The organism is Micromonospora sp. NPDC050397 (assembly GCF_044901685.1).
Taxonomy (GTDB): domain Bacteria; phylum Actinomycetota; class Actinomycetes; order Mycobacteriales; family Micromonosporaceae; genus Micromonospora_G.
Genome location: NZ_JBJDPS010000003.1, coordinates 148,408 through 162,941 on the forward strand (window position 1 = coordinate 148,408; position 14,534 = coordinate 162,941).

At 70.9% G+C, this 14,534-nt stretch carries 14 protein-coding genes; 7 read left to right on the top strand and 7 right to left on the bottom strand.

The annotated features are described in order from the left end of the window. Positions 1 to 274 precede the first annotated feature (274 nt). Positions 275 to 982, top strand: a complete 708-nt coding sequence (locus ACI2K4_RS11670; RefSeq protein WP_404510452.1) for a hypothetical protein — start codon at positions 275 to 277, stop codon at positions 980 to 982. 105 nt (positions 983 to 1,087) lie between these two features. Here the strand turns inward: ACI2K4_RS11670 and ACI2K4_RS11675 are convergent, their stop codons facing one another. Next, the gene (locus tag ACI2K4_RS11675) at positions 1,088 to 1,558 is read right to left on the bottom strand and encodes a MarR family winged helix-turn-helix transcriptional regulator (RefSeq protein ID WP_404510453.1); all 471 of its coding nucleotides are present in this window, start codon (positions 1,556 to 1,558) and stop codon (positions 1,088 to 1,090) included. A 129-nt stretch (positions 1,559 to 1,687) separates the two neighbouring features. On the opposite strand from ACI2K4_RS11675, the gene ACI2K4_RS11680 reads away from it, so the two are divergent. Both ACI2K4_RS11680 and ACI2K4_RS11685 read left to right on the top strand, forming a co-directional pair. After that, positions 1,688 to 2,896, top strand: a complete 1,209-nt coding sequence (locus tag ACI2K4_RS11680) for an MFS transporter (protein WP_404510454.1) — start codon at positions 1,688 to 1,690, stop codon at positions 2,894 to 2,896. Positions 2,897 to 3,208: 312 nt separating this feature from the next. After that, positions 3,209 to 4,051, top strand: a complete 843-nt coding sequence (locus ACI2K4_RS11685; RefSeq protein WP_404510455.1) for a DUF3152 domain-containing protein — start codon at positions 3,209 to 3,211, stop codon at positions 4,049 to 4,051. A gap of 60 nt (positions 4,052 to 4,111) precedes the next feature. Here ACI2K4_RS11685 and ACI2K4_RS11690 read toward each other — a convergent pair whose 3' ends face one another. After that, positions 4,112 to 5,080 (bottom strand): Acg family FMN-binding oxidoreductase, encoded by a 969-nt coding sequence (locus ACI2K4_RS11690; RefSeq protein ID WP_404510456.1) that lies wholly within the window; start codon positions 5,078 to 5,080, stop codon positions 4,112 to 4,114. 165 nt (positions 5,081 to 5,245) lie between these two features. Between ACI2K4_RS11690 and ACI2K4_RS11695 the strand changes: the two genes are divergently transcribed. Next, positions 5,246 to 5,884, top strand: coding sequence for a response regulator (locus tag ACI2K4_RS11695; protein ID WP_404510457.1), 639 nt, complete (start codon positions 5,246 to 5,248; stop codon positions 5,882 to 5,884). Positions 5,885 to 5,916: 32 nt separating this feature from the next. Here ACI2K4_RS11695 and ACI2K4_RS11700 read toward each other — a convergent pair whose 3' ends face one another. Next, positions 5,917 to 7,542 carry a GAF domain-containing protein gene (locus ACI2K4_RS11700; RefSeq protein WP_404511748.1) on the bottom strand — a complete coding sequence of 542 codons (1,626 nt, stop codon included), beginning with the start codon at positions 7,540 to 7,542 and terminating at the stop codon, positions 5,917 to 5,919. A gap of 158 nt (positions 7,543 to 7,700) precedes the next feature. Further along, the gene (locus ACI2K4_RS11705; protein WP_404510458.1) at positions 7,701 to 8,696 is read right to left on the bottom strand and encodes an Acg family FMN-binding oxidoreductase; all 996 of its coding nucleotides are present in this window, start codon (positions 8,694 to 8,696) and stop codon (positions 7,701 to 7,703) included. Between the two features lie 246 nt (positions 8,697 to 8,942). Between ACI2K4_RS11705 and ACI2K4_RS11710 the strand changes: the two genes are divergently transcribed. Then, positions 8,943 to 9,983 carry a zinc-dependent alcohol dehydrogenase family protein gene (locus tag ACI2K4_RS11710; protein WP_404510459.1) on the top strand — a complete coding sequence of 347 codons (1,041 nt, stop codon included), beginning with the start codon at positions 8,943 to 8,945 and terminating at the stop codon, positions 9,981 to 9,983. Between the two features lie 103 nt (positions 9,984 to 10,086). On the opposite strand, the gene ACI2K4_RS11715 is transcribed toward ACI2K4_RS11710, so the two are convergent. The 3 genes from ACI2K4_RS11715 to ACI2K4_RS11725 form a co-directional block, all read right to left on the bottom strand. Beyond that, the gene (locus ACI2K4_RS11715) at positions 10,087 to 10,653 is read right to left on the bottom strand and encodes a hypothetical protein (protein WP_404510460.1); all 567 of its coding nucleotides are present in this window, start codon (positions 10,651 to 10,653) and stop codon (positions 10,087 to 10,089) included. Between the two features lie 198 nt (positions 10,654 to 10,851). Then, positions 10,852 to 11,901 (bottom strand): aldo/keto reductase, encoded by a 1,050-nt coding sequence (locus ACI2K4_RS11720; protein ID WP_404510461.1) that lies wholly within the window; start codon positions 11,899 to 11,901, stop codon positions 10,852 to 10,854. A 67-nt stretch (positions 11,902 to 11,968) separates the two neighbouring features. Further along, positions 11,969 to 12,808, bottom strand: coding sequence for an SDR family oxidoreductase (locus ACI2K4_RS11725; RefSeq protein WP_404510462.1), 840 nt, complete (start codon positions 12,806 to 12,808; stop codon positions 11,969 to 11,971). Between the two features lie 190 nt (positions 12,809 to 12,998). Between ACI2K4_RS11725 and ACI2K4_RS11730 the strand changes: the two genes are divergently transcribed. Then, on the top strand, positions 12,999 to 13,568 hold the full coding sequence (locus ACI2K4_RS11730) for a TetR family transcriptional regulator (RefSeq protein ID WP_404510463.1): 570 nt from the start codon (positions 12,999 to 13,001) through the stop codon (positions 13,566 to 13,568). 117 nt (positions 13,569 to 13,685) lie between these two features. After that, the gene (locus ACI2K4_RS11735) at positions 13,686 to 14,441 is read left to right on the top strand and encodes an SDR family NAD(P)-dependent oxidoreductase (protein WP_404510464.1); all 756 of its coding nucleotides are present in this window, start codon (positions 13,686 to 13,688) and stop codon (positions 14,439 to 14,441) included. Positions 14,442 to 14,534: the final 93 nt, after the last annotated feature.

Sequence of the window (14,534 nt, forward strand, 5' to 3'; positions counted from 1 at the left end):
CGAGGCATGGGTCGGCTCGGTTACGCGACGATGTCGAACATGTGTGAGAGCGCTCTCTTAATCGCTCACTTTCACCCTCGCGACGATCGGAGTCAATGCCTTGCCGGTTCCGGAACTTGGCGGAGTTTCCCATCTCGGGCACGTACGGAAGATCACCATCAGAGAAGGGCAGAAGCGGACACGAAGCGCGACCCCGTCATCACGGACCACGGACGCCTTTCCCGGCAGCCGGGCGCGCTCCGCCCGCTCCCAACGGAACCGGTACGGTGCGCCAATGCGACATCTCTGGAGCTTGCTCGCCGGAGTGGTGGCGGCACCGTTGACCTGGGTTCTGATCACGCTCGGTCAGGACGGGTCGACCCGCACAGTCACCCGCTGGCTGGAAATCGGCAAGTACAACACGGCGAACCTGATCGAGCCCACCGTCTACCTCGCGGTCGTCGGCATCCTGCTCGGTCTCATCGGGACGCTGCGGGTGTCACCCCTCGGCCCACTGGTCGCCGGACTGGCACTGGTCACGCCGTACGTCGGCCTGTTCGTCAATCCCTTCTGGGTGCGCGACACGGTGCCGGCGAACTGGAAGGTCCTCGGTGATCCGCTGCCGCTGCTCCAACCGGTGGAGAACGGCACCCTGTTCTTTGTCGGCCTGCTGTTGGTGATCGCGGTGTTCAGCGGGGAACGCTGGCGGAGGTGGCCGGCGGCCCCGGCCACGGTGGCGCCGGCGACGGTCGAGAGCGAGACCGACACCGAGACGTTCACCCGTACCGACTGGTCGGCGCTCCAGCCGGACCTGGTCGACCGGGACACGGCTCCCCCGACCCTGGGCTACCCGGACCCACCGGCGCCAACGGCCACCCCCGCCGCTACCGCACCTACCCCGCTGCCCCGGCGCAGCGACAGCGAGAGCCCCTGGTCGGCACCGCCTCGCGGCGGCACGCCGAAATCCGGGACCCCGCCCACCGCCGGGGCAGCACCGAAGTAAGCCCCGACCCCTCCGACCCCCGACCCTCCGAACACGACCCCCGACCCCTGCACCGACTCACGGGAAGCGTGGCCGCCGCACCTCGGGTGGCCACGCTTCTCCGCGTCAGCCGGAGCCCTGATCGGCGGCGGTGACCAGGCCCGTGTGCTGGAGGGTCCCGGCCAGCTCCCGCAACTCGGGCACCTCCTCGGCGTCGCGTAGAGCGCGGACGAGCGCGGCGTCGTGGACCGGTCGCGCCCGGTCCAGGAACTCGCGTCCGGCCGGGGTGAGCTCGGTGTAGATCCCCCGGCGGTCGTCGGCGCAGAGGATCCGGGTGAGCAGGCCACGCTCCTCCAGCCGGTTGACCAGCCGGGTGGTCGCGCTCGGGCTGAGCGCGGCGGCACGGGCGAGCTGCTGCATCCGCATGTGCCAGCCGTCCTGCCGGGCCAGGGCGTCCAGCACGGTGTACTCGACCACGGAGAGCTCGACCTCCCGGGAGAGCGCTCGCTCCAACGTCGTCTCGATCAGGCCGTGCAGCGCGGCCAGGGTCCGCCAGCCCTGCGCGCGTACCTCGACGGCGTCGTCACCGATCCCCATCTCGCCCTCCCGGCGGCCAGCCAACGATAGTTGCGTACGCGCACTACCCGCGTGTATAACTAGATAGCAGGCGTTTGCAACTAACAGCGTACGCGTTGTAGCTGCCGCGAAACAGACGGAGAGGGAAACATGCCGCTCGGACTCATCGCACTGGCCCTCGGCGGCTTCGGCATCGGGCTGACCGAGTTCGTGATCGCGGGCCTGCTGCCCGAGGTCGCGGCCAGTTTCTCCGTCTCGGAGGCCGCCGCGGGCTGGCTCATCACCGGGTACGCGCTCGGCGTGGTCGTCGGAGCGCTCGTGCTCACCGCCGCCACCACCCGACTGCCCCGCAAGACGGTCCTGCTCGCCCTGCTGGTGCTCTTCATCGCCGGCAACCTGCTCTCCGCCGTGGCACCCGACTACGGGCTGATGCTCACCGGGCGGATCGTCGCCGCGCTCTGTCACGGCGCCTTCTTCGGCATCGGCTCGGTCGTGGCCGCCGGTCTGGTGCCGCCGAACCGGAAGGCCGCCGCCGTGGCGGTCATGTTCACCGGTCTGACCGCCGCCAACGTGCTCGGTGTGCCGCTGGGCACCCTGCTCGGCCAGCAACTCGGCTGGCGGTCCACCTTCTGGGCGATCACCGTGGTCGGTGTCCTGGCCCTGCTCGGCATCGCCGTCCTGGTACGCATCCCGCGCGACTCGGCCGGTCCGGGCAGCCTCCGGTACGAGTTGGGCGCCTTCCGCTCCGGTCAGGTCTGGCTGTCGCTCCTGGTCACCGTGCTCGGCTTCGGCGGCATGTTCGGCGCCTTCACCTACATCGCGTACACCCTCACCGGGGTCAGCGGCTTCCCCGGTGCCGCCGTACCCTGGCTGCTGATCCTCTTCGGCGGTGGTCTCTTTGTCGGCAACATCGTCGGCGGCAGGTTCGCCGACCGGTCCGTCGACCGGACCCTGATCACCGTCCTGGCCGGACTGGCCGTCGTGCTGGCCCTGTTCGCCCTCACCGCCGAGAGCCGGCCCGCCACCTACGTGTCGCTGCTGCTGATGGGGGCGTTCGGGTTCGCCACCGTACCCGGGCTGCAAACCCGGGTGATGAGCCACGCCGCGCACGCGCCGACGCTCGCGTCGAGCGCCAACATCGCGGCGTTCAACCTCGGCAACGCGTTCGGCGCCTGGATCGGTGGCCTGACCATCTCCGCCGGCCTCGGCTACACCTCGCCGATCTGGGCCGGCGCGGCGATCACCGTCGCCGCCCTGGCCGTCCTGGTGGTCGCCCGCACCGCCGGGCGAACCCGCCGCCCCGGCGACCCGAGCACGCCCGCTCCCGCCGCGCCCAGGGTGCCGACACCGACCGTCTGACCCCTGCACCGATCGAAGACCGGTTGATTGCGCGAGCCATTCACGAATTGTCGACGCGACTCGTCGCCACCGTACGCATTGCCGGCCCGGGTAATTCCCGGACCGCCGCGACAGGTTACGGGCCGTGGCGAACAGCACTCCACCCGAGTCGGACTGGCAAGTAACACGCGTCACGGGGCAGAGTGACCGCCGGAGCGAGGCGACCCGGCGACCACGGGAGGCAACCGATGGACGGCAGAGTCCGCATGGACCCGTCGACAACAAGACGGCGAATGAGCGTCGGATCCGCGCGGTTCTGAGGGGAGATCCGCCGTGCACACGAGGGTACAGAAAATGCTCGCCGTCGCGATCCTGACGGCTTCACTCGGCGCCTGCGGTACGGCGGCGCACCCGGAATGGCGACCGGCCGCCGCCGCGCCGACCCCGAGCCGTCCGGCCACGACCACCGGCCCACCCACCGCCCCGCCGACCCCTTCGCCGACTCCCAGCCCGGCTCCGCCGCCGATTCCCACGGACGCGGAGATACCGAAGAAGGGAACGGGCAAGTTCAGCGCCGCCAAGGGCAGTACGAAGCCGATCGGTTCCGGCAAGACACTGATCACCTACCGGGTCGAGGTCGAGACGGGGATCGCCTGGGGTGATCTCACGCCCTGGACACCCGCCTCGTTCGCCGAGTCGGTCGACACGACACTCGCCGGACCACTCGGCTGGACGGCGGCCACGAAACGGCCCATCACAGACACCAAACAGGGCATGAAGAACGCGTCCTGGCGGTTCCAGCGGGTCGACGGCGCGGAATTCGACATCCGGATTCGCCTGGCGACGGCGAAGACCGTGGACCAGCTCTGCGCGACCGCGGGTCTCGACACCGAGGGCAAGTACTCCTGCCGCTTCGGCAGCACCGTGATGATCAATCTTCAGCGCTGGTTGCAGGGGGCGCCCGACTTCCCCTTCACCATTCCCGAGTACCACGACGGCGTGATCAACCACGAGATCGGTCATGCTCTCGGTTTCCGGCACATGGGTTGCGGTGGCAAGGGCAAACTCGCGCCCGCGATGATGCAACAGACCGTGGCCCTCGACGGCTGTCTGCCCAACCCGTACCCGTTCGACGAGGACGGCCGGTTCGTCACCGGTCCCTGGCAGCCCTCGTAACCGGTCCCTGGCAGCCCTCGTAGGCCGCCCGGCCGAAGTCCGGGGACCAGGCCGAGGGCTCTACCGGACGGCGTCGATCACGTCGTCGACCATCCGACGCGGGGTCGGCCAGCCGGGTTGGCCGTACCCGATCCGCATGACCATCTGCGGCGTGCCGTACTTGCCGAGCGCCAGTCGCAGTTGCTCCCGGGCCCGGGGCACCTCGATCGGCTGGGAGAACATCGAGACGGCGAGCCGGGCGTCGGTGGCGGTGAGCAGCACGCGTTGCAGGGCCTGCCCGGCGACAACCTGGTCGGTGAGTCCGTTCCCGGTGGACCCGAGTACGGCGACCAGCGGCTCCGGTTCGAAGTCCCGCCCCGGCGCCCGGGTCCGTACGCCGAAGGCCCGTTGCGGGAGCAGGTCCTGTGGTTCGCCGACCGGGCCGCCCGACCCGACCGGGACCCCGTCGACGGCGGGGGCGGTCCGGATCCACCCGGCCAGTTCGGCCCGGTAGTCCGGGTCCCGTTCGAGCACCCGGTTGGCGCTTCGGGCGATCTCGGCGACGGCCTGGACCGGGGCCGTTCCGATGACCATCTCCAGCCACGTCCCCTCGGCACGGGCGGCCTCGACCAGCCGCCACCGCGCGTCGGCCGGGACCGGATCGGGCCAGAACGGTGCGCGGTTGCTGTGCCGGCGGGTGACGGCCGCGTACAGGTCCCGTTCGGCCGGGGTCGCGGGGCGTGGGCGGCCGGGAACGAGCCGGGCCACCACGTCCAGGTCCTGCGGGTACGGGTGGAGCCGCACCTCGGCCGGCGTGCCGGCGACCGCGAGCGCCAGGCGCAGGTTGAACACGGCCGCGCCACAGCTCATCCGGGCGGCCCAGCGGCCGGGGTCGCTCACCGGCAGCAACCGACCCGGGTCGATCCGTACCTCGATGCCGCCGTCGCGCAGCCGGAAGCGCCACGGTTGGCTGTTGTGCACCGACGGTGCCCGGACCGCCGCTGCCACCGCGATCCGCAGGTCGGTGATGGTGAACCCGGTTGTGATCATGACGTGCCTCCGGTGTCGGTCCCGAGCCTCCACCATCGCCTCGACCGCGCGGCCGGGGACAGGGCCGGACGCCCCGGGCCACCGGGTCCGAATCCCCGAACATCCGTGCGGTGACGGGACCTTCGGCCCTGTGCCGGCGGCTCCCGTACGGGATAGAAACAGCACATGATCCGTGTCTTCCTCCTCGACGACCACGAGGTCGTCCGGCGTGGTTTGGCCGACCTGTTGCAGAGCGCCGGCGACATCGAGGTGGTCGGCGAGTCCGGGTTGGCGCAGGAGGCCACCGCCCGGATCCCGGCGCTCCGGCCGGACGTGGCGATCCTCGACGCCCGGCTTCCCGACGGCAGCGGCATCGACGTGTGCCGGGACGTCCGCACCGTCGACTCCTCGATCCGGGGACTGATCCTCACCTCCTACGAGGACGACGAGGCGCTGTTCGCCGCGATCATGGCCGGGGCCGACGGGTACGTGCTCAAGCAGATCCGTGGCACCGACCTGGTGGACGCGGTCCGGCGGGTGGCGGCGGGTCAGTCCCTGCTCGACCCGGCGGTCACCCAGCGGGTGTTGGAACGCATCCGCCGTGGTGTCGAGCAGCCGCGCGAACTCCAGTCCCTGACGGAGCAGGAACGACGAATCCTGGAGTACGTGGCCGAAGGGCTGACCAACCGGGAGATCGCCACCAGGATGTTTCTCGCCGAGAAGACCGTGAAGAACTACGTGTCGAGTCTGCTGGCGAAGCTGGGGTTGGAACGGCGTACCCAGGCGGCCGTGCTGGCGACCCGCCTGCTCGGCCAGCGCTCCTGAGCGTCAGCCTGCTCGGACCAGCATTCCTGGCGTCAGTCGGTCAGCGGGACGCTCCACCGCACCTCGGTCCCGCGCGGTCGCCCGGGCTCGACCGCGAACTCGCCACCGTGCCCGAGGGCCCGGTCCCGCATGTTCACCAACCCGCTGCGGGCCGCGTCCGGACCGGCGCCGACCCCGTCGTCGGTGACGGTGAGGAGGAGTCGCCCCCGGTCGACCCGGACCAGGACGGTGACCCGGGTCGCCTGGGCGTGCCGTACCGCGTTGGACAGCGCCTCCCGCAGCACCGCGAGCAGGTCCGGACGTACGGCGTCGGGCACGGCGCTGTCGACCGGGCCGGAGATCTCCAACGCCGGCCGGAAGCCGAGCGCCTCCGCCGCCGCATCGACGGCGTCGCGGATCTCGGTGCGCAGGGCGGCACTCATCGGCGTACGCAGCTCGAAGATGGCCCGCCGGATGTCACGGATCGTGGAGTCGAGCTCGTCGACGGCGGCGTTGATCCGCCGGCCGACCTCGGCCCGAGCGGTCAGCGGGACGGTGCTCTGCAACTGCAACCCGGTGGCGAACAGCCGCTGGATCACCACGTCGTGCAGGTCGCGGGCGATCCGTTCGCGGTCCTCCAGGACGACCAGCAGCTCGCGCTCCTCCTGTGCCCGCGCGCGTTCCAACGCCAACGCCGCCTGCGCGGCGAAGCTCGTCAACAGGGGCACGTCATCCGCCTGCCGCGCCTGACCCGCCGGATGGGCCACGATCAGCACGCCGTGCAGGGTGTCGGTGGCAAAGAGCGGGGAGACGATCGCCGGTGCCTCGGTGACCGGGTGCGGCCAGGGTGCGGCCTTGGCCAGGCTCTCGACGAGCAGGTGCCGCCGGTCGGTCGCCGACGCGGCGAACGTCGTCTCGGCGGCCGGTAGGACCAGGCCGACCAGCGGCGGCGCGGGCTCGACGGCGGCGTCGACGACCTCGACGGTGAACTGCCCGGCATCCTCGTCGTGCAGCAGGACCAGGACCAGCTCGGCCTCGGCTACCTCACGGGCGCGCCGCGCGACGAGGGCCAGAGCGTCCGTACGCCGCACCTCGCCCAGCAGCACCGTGGTGATCTCGGCCGTCGCGGCGAGCCACCGTTCACGGCGATGGGCGACGGCGTAGAGACGGGCGTTCTCGATCGCCACCCCGGCGGCGGCGGCCAGCGCGACGGCGATCTCCTCGTCGTCCTCGGTGAACTCCCCGGCGCCCCGCTTCTCGGCCAGGTAGAGGTTGCCGAAGACCTGGTCGCGGATCCGGATCGGCGCACCGAGGAAGCTGTGCATCGGCGGGTGGTGGGGCGGGAATCCGTACGACTGCGGGTGCTGGGTGATGTCGGGCATCCGTACCGGTCGGGGGTCGGCGATCAGCAGGCCGAGCACCCCGCGCCCGTGCGGGAGGTCACCGATCCGGGCTTGCAGGTCGGGGTCGATGCCGTGCGTGATGAACTCGGTCAGCAGCCGGTCCGGTCCGATCACCCCCAGCGCGCCGTAGCGGGCGTCGAGCAGCTCGCAGGCGGCCTCGACGATGCGTCGCAGGGTGCTGCGCAGGTCGAGATCGGTGCCGATCGCCACCACCGCGTCGAGCAGCGCACGCAGCCGCTCCCGGCTGGTGACGACCTCACCGACCCGGTCGAGCATCTCCTGCAACAACTCGTCGAGGCGCACCCGGGACAGCGGGCTGAGCCCCAACGAGGGCCGGTCGTGCTGGTCGTTGTCGTCAGGCGGGTACGACGCGTCCACCCGCCGATGCTAACCGGCGACCGACGTACGCGATCTGCCCGACGGCCTCGCGCAGGTCACCCGATCGCGGTCTCGACCACCTGGTCGGACCGGAGTCGCGGGGTGTGCGCCGGGCCGGCGTGGTCCGGGTCGGCAAACCCGACCCGCAGCACGAGGTACGGGTGGCCGAGTCCGGAGAGCACCTGGCGCAGGGCCTGCCGGGTGCTCTCGACCTCGATCGCCTCGCTCAGCGGCAGCACCGACACGCCCAACCCGACGGCGGTCAGCCAGGCGGCGGAGAGCGCCTCACCGGCGCGCAGCCAGCTCGACTGCTCGTCGTCGTCGCCGAAGAGCAGCAGGTAGCTTGCCGCCGCGTCGTGACCCGGCCCGACCGGAAGGGTTCCCGGTCGGCCGAAGTCGCGCTCCGGCACCGTCGTCCGGGGCGGTTCGCCGGGGACGACGTGTGCCGGCAGACCGGCGCCGGCCGGCGCACCCCGCCCGGTCCAGTACGCGAGTTCGTCGCGGACCCGTGGGTCGTCGGACTCGACCGTCGCGGCCCGACTCGCCGCCGCCGCGAGACCGAGGACCTGGTCGCGGGTGAGTACCTGCAACCGCGCCGCGCCGGCGACGGCGGTGGTGATCGCGGCCAGGGTCGAGACCGGCACCGGCTCGTCGGTGACCGGCCGGCGGTCGGTGTGTCGGACCTCGGCCGCCTGGAACAGTCGTCTGGCCCGTGAGGTCACCGGGATCGGTCCGTCGGGGATCAGCCTCGCCAGCAAGTCCGGTTGCTCCGGGTCCGGCAGCCGGGTCACCTTCGAGGCCCAGCCCTGTGCCGCGAGTGCGACCGTCGCGTGGTGCAGGGCGGTGCCGCAGCTCAGCAGGAGCAGCCGCCCGTCCGGGTCGGTCACGGAGAGCTGACGGGTACGGTCGGCGAACAGTTCCAGCCGCTCCGACTCGACCCGCCAGTGCCACGGCTGCGTGTTGTGCACCGAGGGCGCGTACCCCGCCGCCACGGCGGCCCGGGCGAGCGTCGCCGCGAGCGGCCGTTCCGGAACCTCGATCTGCTCGACCATCGCACTCCTCCTGTAGTCGGCTCTCCCGCTGCCAGCCTGCTCCGGCCGGGGTCGTCGGCGCAGAGGCCAAGGCCCCGGTCGGGCCGGGACCTTCGTCCCCCCGTACGCACACCGTGCTGTCGGCGCCGGGTTTTGTAGTTCCCGCGTGGCGAAACATCACGATTGAGACGATCCGGGGGGACGTCCCCGGCGACCTGCCGGCGCTCGTCCGCACGATTCGACGCGACGGAGGGCGGTAGGAACGACGTGAGAGCGTTCGTCTACGGCGGGGCCGGGCAGAGCGACTGGACGGAGGCGCCCGATCCGCGTGTGATCGATCCGACCGACGTGGTCATCCGGGTCGACACCGTCACCATCTGCGGTACCGACCTGCACATTCTCGCCGGCGACGTGCCCGAGGTGCGGCCCGGCCGGATCCTCGGTCACGAAGCCGTCGGAACCGTCATGGACGCCGGTGCCGCCGTGACGACGGTACGTCCCGGTGACCGCGTCCTTGCCTCCTGCATCTCCGCCTGCGGGCGCTGCCGCTTCTGCCGGTCCGGCAGCTACGGCCAGTGCACCAACGGCGGCGGTTGGGTGCTGGGCCACCTGATCGACGGCGTGCAGGCGGAGTACGCTCGGATCCCGTTCGCCGACCTGTCCACCTACCCGCTGCCGGGAAACGTCACCGACGAGACCGCCGTCCTGCTCGCCGACATCCTGCCGACCGCGTACGAGGTCGGGGTCCTCAACGGGCAGGTTGGTCCCGGCGACACCGTTGTCATCGTGGGAATGGGCCCGATCGGCCTCGCCGCCGTTCTCGCCGCCCGCCTCTACTCCCCCGCGCGGGTCATCGCCGTCGACAAGGCCGAGAACCGGCTGCGGGCCGCCGAGCGGTTCGGGGCGGACGTCACCCTGCTGTCCGACCAGGACCCACGGGCCGCGGTGCTGGCCGCCACCAACGGACTCGGAGCCGATGTGGCCCTGGAGGCGGTCGGCTCACCGGAGTCGTTCGAGCTCTGCACCACTCTCGTACGCCCGGTCGGGCGGGTGGCCAACATCGGCGTGCACGGCAAGCCCGCCACCCTGCACCTGGAAGAGCTCTGGGATCGCAACCTCACCATCACCACGGGCCTGGTGGACACCAGGACCACCGCCGCCCTGTTGGACATGGTGTCGGCGGGGCAGTTCGACCCGACCCCGATGATCACCCACCGGTTCGCGCTCGACGAGATCGTCCGGGCGTACGACGTCTTCTCCCGAGCCGGCGAGACCGGTGCGCTGAAGGTGGTGATGGCCCGGCCCTGAGCCCGGACGCGTTCGACCCGCCGGGATCGGTCCGGCGGGTCGAACGCTCGGGGCTGATTCGTCGGCTTTGTCGGCTTCGTCGGCGTCCGACGGGCCCGGGTGCCTACCTGAGCCAGGGGTTGCGTCGCACGATCGGCAGCCGGGCCCACCCTCTGCCCAGGCCGAGGGTGTCACCGGCGGCCGTCAGCGCGATTCCGGCGAGTACGGCCGCGTCGATGAGGTGGTCGTCCAGGAAGGGGTTGTTCTCCGGGGGCAGGACCGCCGTCCACATCATCAGGAGCAGCAGGCCACCGGCGACCGCCGTGACCCGCAGGCCGATGCCGAGCAGCAGCGCCACGCCGATGGCGACGAGCGCGGCCATGAAGAGCCAGTCGGCCCACGCGGCACCGGCGATGCCGTTGTAGAAGCCCTTGAACGGTCCGGCGGCGCCGAACTTGAGGAAGCCCTCGGTGGGGCTGCCACCGTTGATCCAGGCCGCCTTCGCCTCGGTCTCGTGGCCGAGCCCGAAGAGCTTGTCGAGAAAGGCCCAGAGGAACGTCCACCCCAGGGCGATACGGAGACCGGCCCAGACGTACCGGACGGCCCGGTGCGGGGCGGCTTCGGTACGCCACTGCTCGTCGACCGCCCGGTCGACCCGGGCGGCGGTGGGGCGCTCGGCAAATGCGGTCATCGTGTCCACGTCCCTTCTGAACGGTCCCGGTCGGGTGCTCCGGCTGGTTCCATTCGACTCCGGTCCGTACGGCGCGGGCAGGGCCGGCGGTCCCGTCATCGGGCGGGACCTTCGACCCGTCCCGCGCGGTACGTCCGGCGCGACCCGTACGGCGCACCCCGTCCGGGGAGCGGGACGGGACGGGACGGCGGGTGGGCGTCAGGCGTTCGCGCGTACGCCGTTGATCGTCGTGGTTCCCCACTGGGCCGGAAACCCGAAGGCGTTCAGGAAGGCGGCCGGGAAGTTGAGGTCCGGGGTGGTCAGTCCGTCGAGTTCGGCGAGCTGCTCCGCGGAGAGGACGACGTCGAGCGAGGCCAGGTTCGCCTCCAGTTGCCCGACGGTCCGGGCACCGATGATCGTCGAGCTGACCATGGGCTGCTGACGGACCCAGGCCAGCGCGACCGAGGCGACCGTGGTGCCGAGCGTGTCGGCGATCCGGCGGAGCGCGTCCAGCACTTGGAAGGTGCGCTCGTGCAGGTGTCGGCCGACGAACGCCCCGCGACCGGCACCGGCCGGGCTCTGGTTGTCGCGGGTGTACTTCCCGGTGAGCATGCCGTTGGCGAGCGGGCTCCACGGAATCACGCCGAGACCGAGTTCGCGGGCCGCGCCGAAGAGTTCACCTTCGGACGTACGCTCCAGCAGGTTGTACTCGACCTGGATCGCGGCGAACGGGGTCCACCCGCGCCATTCGGCGATGGTCGCCATCCGCGCCACCGCCCAGGCCGGCGTGTCGGAGAGCCCCACGTAGCGCACCTTGCCCTGACGGACCAGGTCGTCCAGGGTGGAGACGGTCTCCTCCACGGGCGTGTGCGGGTCCCAGTTGTGCTGCCAGTAGATGTCGAGATAGTCGGTGCCGAGACGGCCCAGCGACTCGTCGACGTGGCGGCGGATCGCCTTGCGGCCGGTGCCACCGTTGTTCGGGTCGCCGGGATCCATGCTGAGCGCGAACTTGCTGGCGATGACCAGGCGGTCCCGCAAACCGGGATGTTTGCCGAGGTACGCGCCCAGCACCTCCTCGGCGCGGCCGCCCATGTAGACGTTGGCGGTGTCGACGAAGTTGCCGCCGGCCGCCAGGTAACGGGACAGGATCTCGGTGGAGGTGGCCTCGTCGGCGCCCCAGGAGGGATCGCCGAAGGTCATCGTGCCGAGCGCGAGCGGGCTGACCCGGAGACCGGTGCGACCCAGGGTGCGAAAGTCGGTCAGACTCATTGGAACTCGTCTCTTTCCTCAAATTTCAGTGAAGTTGGTGGTAAATCACGCCTGAGCGAAGGCTGGTTCAGCCGGGAAAGTCGGTGGCGGCGGCGAGCGCCCTACCCGCCTCGAGTTCGCCGAGCCGTCCGGTCAGCGCGCCCCGGATCGCCCGGTAGGCGTCACTGCCGAGCACCAGCCGACGCGGTGCCGGGGTGACCTCGGCCGATTCGATGATCGCCTTGGCGACCCGGTACGGATCGCCCGGCGCGGACCCGGTCAGGTTTCCGCCGGAACCCTCGATGTAGCGGCGCACGTCGCCAACGGGCGTCTTCGCGTACGCGTCGCTGGCGGGCGCGATCGACATGGCCGCACCGAACCCCGTACGGACGCTGCCGGGCTCGACCATGGTGACGCCGATGCCGAACGGCGCGACTTCACCGATGATCGATTCGAGGAAGCCCTCGACGCCCCACTTCGATGCGTGGTAGATGCTGGCTCCCGGGCTGCTGATCTGGGCGCCCATCGTGGTGGTCTGGATGATCCGGCCGCCACCCTGTGCCCGGAGGAAGGGCAGGACCGCCCGTACCAGTTGGATCGGACCGGTCATGTTCACCGCGACCTGCTCCGCGATCACCTCGTCCGACAGTTCCTCCGCCGCCCCGATCGCCGCCAGTCCGGCATTCGAGAGGACCACGTCGATCCTGCCCAGTTCCGTGAACGCGCGGGCGGCGACGGCTCGCACCGCCGCCGTGTCGGTGACGTCCAGGGTCTCGGTCCACACCTTGCCCGGGTAGGCCCGCTCCAGATCAACCAGCCGTTCCGTCCTGCGCGCTGTCGCGGCGACCCGATGGCCGGCGACCAGCAACCGCTCGGTCACGGCCCGCCCGATGCCCGCCGACGCACCCGTCACGAACCACGTCGCCATCTCCGCACCCCTCACAAATCAAATCCAACCGGTTGGTTGGCTCCAACGCTAAGGAGCGGCGCCGGGAGAGTCAACCATCCAGTTGGTTTCATGCTGTGACTCGCGTCTCACCGGCGGGGGCGGGTCGAGTAGGACGCGTCGTCAGGCTCGACGAATGGCAACCAACCAGTTGAATTGTTAGCCTGGGGTCATGTCCTACGACTCGGCAGCCACCCGCGCCCGCCTGCTGGAAGCGGCCTACCGGGAGTTCGCGGAGCGAGGGCTGGCCGGCGCCCGGGTGGACCGGATCGCCGCCGCCGCACAGGCGAACAAGCAGGCGATCTACGCCTACTTCGGCTCGAAGGAGAACCTGTTCGACGCGATGCTGGCCGAGCGCCTGAGCGTGCTGTCGGACACCGTGCCGTTCGACCCCGACGACCTCCCGGGCTACGCCGGGGCACTCTTCGACGCCCTCAACGCCACACCCGAACTGCTCCGCCTGACCAACTGGCGGGCGCTGGAACGCAACGACACCGGCCCCGGCTGGGTGGAGTCCCACACGGCGAAGGCAAAGGAACTGCGGGCCGCGATGGGCCTGCGGGACGAGGCGACCGCGATCGACATCCTGGAGATCGTGATCGCCGTCAGCAGCGCCTGGGTCAGCGTGCCCAGCGAGCTCAGGACGGTTGGCAGCGAGGATCCGGACAAACGGCAGCACGCGCACCGCGCGGTTGTCGTCGCGGCGGTCACGGCCATCCGGGACGCCCTCACCAACGACTGACAAAACTCCCCGCCGAGTGGCGGGCGTCACAGCCCCCGAGGTTGACCCTGACATTAATGTCAATCTTTAGCTTTGGCTGAGCAAGCGAAACCAGCCGAACAGCGTAAGGAGATTGCGATGCCCGGGGCTTTGACAGGACGGAGCGCGCTCGTAACCGGAGGGTCGCGGGGTATCGGGGCCGGGATCGCGCGCCGGTTGGCGCGCGAAGGTGCGGATGTCGTCATCACCTACCGGAAGTCGCGCGAGCAGGCCGAAGAGGTTGTCGCCGACCTGGCCGCTCTCGGGGCGAAGGCGTTCGCCGTGCAGGCGGACCAGTCTGTTCCGCACGAGGCGTCCACCGCCGTCGAGCAGGCCGCCGGATACCTGGGCGGCCGGATCGACGTGCTGGTGAACTCCGCCGGCGTGGCCGTCATGGGCACGGTCGACCAGGTGGACCTGGACCTCCTCGGCGGGATCCAGCAGATGATGGCCACGAATGTGCTGGGAACCATCGTCACCACCCACTCGGCGGCTCGTTTCCTGCCCGATGGCGGGCGCGTCATCCTGGTCGGAAGCATCGTCGCCCACCGCATCCCCACCCCCGGCGTCGCCGAGTACGCCGCGAGCAAGGCGGCGATCGGTCAACTCGGTCGCGGCTGGGCACGCGACTTCGGCTCACGCGGCATCACCGTGAACGTCGTGCAGCCGGGAGCGACCGACACGGACATGAACCCCGCGGACGGGCCGAACGGAGCCGCCCAGGTGGCCATGACGCCGCTCGGACGCTTCGGCACCACGGACGACATCGCCAGGGCGGTCGCCTTCTTCGCGAGCGACGACGCCGCGTTCATCACCGGCTCGTTGTTGACCGTCGACGGCGGCATCAGCATCTGATCCGGTAGCGACACACGAAGCTCCGCCGCCGGGGACGGTGGTCGACGGCGGGTGCGGGCGGCCTGCCGCCGAAAGACGTGGTCAGAGCCTCCC